Here is a 2,731-nt window from a genome sequence, read left to right on the forward strand (position 1 = left end):
CCATGGCTCGCAGCGAGTGCTTGATAATTTGTTTGATTATAAGGATAAATACCTTTTTTCTGATATTTCTGCACATTATCATGGGCGGCAACGAGTGGGCCTTTTAATCGCTCAGTTGTATGCAAATTAATCAATGAAGAGCATTTTCTCATCGCTAATATAGTCTCATGAGCACTATAGCTAATTTTAACTTGCGCTAAATTTTGATTCACTTGAATCGATGGCAGCATATTAGCCATAGAGTGTTCAGCAATAAATAAATACTTAATAAACACTTTCGCAGCTTTAGTCAAAAATAAATCATAAGGCTTATCATATGCCTGATTTGAGCTGAGGGTTCCTGTGTAATATTGCATTACCCTGTCAGTTTTTCTAGCACTTTGCTGATATTCAGGTATATTTCTTACATCTTTAAAGTAATTCTCCCAGTCCTTTGCTGTTGGTAAATGAACACCTTCTTTACCAGGATTTTCAAAATACAATGCCCAATTATCTGCCTTGCTTAACTGCTCATATTTTGATTTCATTTTTGCTGAATTTACACCATGTTTTAAATAATGCTGTCTTGCCTCAAAATAGTTTTCTAAAAATTGATATTTAAATTTTGCACGACGATCATCATCCCCATTGGTAATTTTACCTAAAGGATCAATATCATAATTAATTAAATTCCCACCAGGATTACCACTGCAATGAACTAAGTCATATCGTGAGGAAATATTATAAATATGGGGGTAAGGGTTATTAATCTCCTTATCAACAGACAACCCATTACGATCTGGCATTAATAAATCCCACAAAAATATCAAAGCACCCTGCCCCATTCTTAATGCAATACTACGATTTTTAATCGCAGTTTGATAATTAAGTAATTCCATTATTTTCTTAACTACTACTTCAACTCCCGCTGTAGCCCCCACTAAAGATACTTCTGGGGCTACCGAAACCATTGCAGCAGCAAGCTTCCCACTAGCAATTTTATGTTGCGAAATAGTATGAGCAATTTCAGCATAATGAGGTGCTCTGCCATTTGGATCAACCCCTTGCATACCTGGCGGATTAAATGTCACTGTTCTAAAAGCGGTGGGTTTTATTCCAAATAATTGAGAGTAATCAACTGTCAGCATAGACACCCATTGTGCCAAACCACCTCCAAGAGAATGTCCCGTAATATAAATATCTTCATACTTTATATGATGGCTATTTGCATATATAATTGCCTCTTTACAGAAATTAATCGCATCTTTTCCTTACTCTATCGCCTGGCCTGACGCTAATTCAGCATCAATTAAATAGTCCTCAACATTACTGGTACCACGATAAGCAACAATCAAAGACATTTTATTTCCCTGTTTATATTTATAAACACGAGCAAAAAAACCATTTGCTTTAGGTCCATGAGGGTCACTATTAATCACAGTTTCTGTATTGTTTAACAATCGCTGACATCGTTGTGAATTTTCCCGAGGCAGAGCAAGTTCTAACCCCGGATTTAAATATACGTCATTTGCTAAAAAAGCAAAATCGCTTAGTGTAAGTTGAACCATGCTTCATCTCCTTTGATCAATTTGCTGCCATACGTGCATACGGCAGATAGTTATTCACTAACTTTTGAGGTAACTTGAAAATATAGAAATCTTTAGAGCTTATCTCTGCCTCACTCTGCCCAATTGCAGCATAATTGTGGCCTCCCTTTCTCTCTAACCAAATTGCTAACCCATCTTTTACTGCTGTATAACGTGAGGGGATATAATTACAGCCAAAGAAGCCTAAATTGATCTTTGCTAAATTTGGCTTGATTGTTTGATCGTAAGAATCATATAACATTGAGGCATAAGGACCTGGTACCCAATACTCACCTTTTCTTTTTAATTGTACAGTTGAGACTTGTGCTTTTTGTAATCCGCGATCACCAACTTTATCAACTTTAGGGTAATTTCCTGGCCAATATAAACTCAAGCTTTTATCCACATAAAGCTCTGCCGAACACCTATATATATCTTGAGGTAATAGCACTTCATCACCTTTAATATGCTCCTTGTACAAAATTAATTTAATCGCCTCCAACCCTTTAGGTAAGTCTATGGCTTTACTCGCATCTAAACCATATTCATGGGCATATTGATTGCTATAGGCCATCACAGAATAAGGCAATTTTGTTGCTTTAAATTCAGCTTCTGTTAATGCATTAGCATAACAAGCGAAAGAGAGGCTTAAAGCTAGACCTATAACGAATGAGGTGGATTTATTTTTTTTTAACACTGAAGTTCTCCCTATTAAAACCTACCTTTCAAATTGCTCAAGAAGGGGTTTTCACCAAAATACCTATAAAAAAAGCAACAATTATAATGACTATAAATACATACGGAGCAGCAAAGAACGAAATTAGCATAGTGAAAATAAAGGTCAATGGAGCACTATGTATCATCCAAGTAATAATACTGCATATCACTCTAGTCATCACAAAAATACTAATCATAGCCATAACAATAACAATTACCGAATGATGACTTTGCCCTCTTGGTTCAGTACTAAAGTACCCTGATGACTTTAAATCAGCAGGGTTTTCTTTATTAAATAATCTTCCCATAGTCACCTTCCATGTTTTTGAATTGTTATATTTTAGATTATTTTCAACATCTAGCTTTATTCAATTATTATTTTCCATTTAATACTAATTAACGCTAGTACTCTAACAAAAAAACCATATAATCGTAAGCGTCGCTACCTC

At 35.3% G+C, this 2,731-nt stretch carries 4 protein-coding genes; all 4 read right to left on the reverse strand.

Annotated features, from left to right (window positions below; genetic code table 11):
• On the reverse strand, positions 1-1,145 hold a 1,145-nt coding region (locus C200_RS11955), incomplete at its 3' end, for a hypothetical protein (RefSeq protein WP_162180155.1).
• A gap of 105 nt (positions 1,146-1,250) precedes the next feature.
• Positions 1,251-1,547, reverse strand: coding sequence for a hypothetical protein (locus C200_RS11960; RefSeq protein WP_016212010.1), 297 nt, complete (start codon positions 1,545-1,547; stop codon positions 1,251-1,253).
• Between the two features lie 16 nt (positions 1,548-1,563).
• Positions 1,564-2,262 carry a hypothetical protein gene (locus C200_RS11965; RefSeq protein ID WP_016212008.1) on the reverse strand — a complete coding sequence of 233 codons (699 nt, stop codon included), beginning with the start codon at positions 2,260-2,262 and terminating at the stop codon, positions 1,564-1,566.
• Positions 2,263-2,299: 37 nt separating this feature from the next.
• The gene (locus C200_RS15545) at positions 2,300-2,590 is read right to left on the reverse strand and encodes a hypothetical protein (protein ID WP_032126227.1); all 291 of its coding nucleotides are present in this window, start codon (positions 2,588-2,590) and stop codon (positions 2,300-2,302) included.
• Positions 2,591-2,731 lie beyond the last annotated feature (141 nt).

Source organism: Piscirickettsia salmonis LF-89 = ATCC VR-1361, from assembly GCF_000297215.2.
GTDB lineage: Bacteria > Pseudomonadota > Gammaproteobacteria > Piscirickettsiales > Piscirickettsiaceae > Piscirickettsia > Piscirickettsia salmonis.